The 440-nt window shown below is 63.6% G+C and carries 1 protein-coding gene; it reads right to left on the bottom strand.

The features are described from left to right. The coding region (locus tag JG676_RS08125; protein ID WP_246801824.1) for an ABC transporter substrate-binding protein at positions 1-440 on the bottom strand (440 nt) is incomplete at both ends.

The following is a 440-nucleotide window of genomic DNA, read 5'->3' as shown; positions in this document are numbered from 1 at the left end:
CCTCGTTCCTGATCAGCTCGGCGCGTTCGCGCGGCACCAGGCGGGCGAGCTTGAACGGACCGGAACCCGCGGGCTCCGAGGCGAACTTGTTCCAGTCCCTGCCGACCTTCTCCCATTGTGCCGGGCTCGAGATCAGGAACCACAACAGCTGATAGGGAAACAGCGAATCGACCGCCTTGGTCTTCATCTCGACCGCCATGTCGCCGGCCTTGCGATAGCTCGCCAGGCTCGGCAGGCGCGGCCGGACCTGCACGGACTGGCGCGTGTCGAACTGCGGGCAGTCCTTGTTGAAGATCTTGTCGAGGTTCCAGATCACCGCGTCGGCGTTGAAGGCCGAGCCGTCGTGGAACTTCACGCCGTCGCGCAGCTTGAAGGTCCACAACGTCTTGTCGGATTCGCTGACAGACCATTCCGTAGCGAGACCCGGGATCATCTTGCCC

The organism is Campylobacter sp. 2018MI34, from assembly GCF_016598975.1.
Classification (GTDB): Bacteria; Campylobacterota; Campylobacteria; order Campylobacterales; family Campylobacteraceae; genus Campylobacter_D.
Note: the sequence above shows the minus strand (reverse complement) of the source record. Positions and strands in the feature narration are given on the sequence as shown.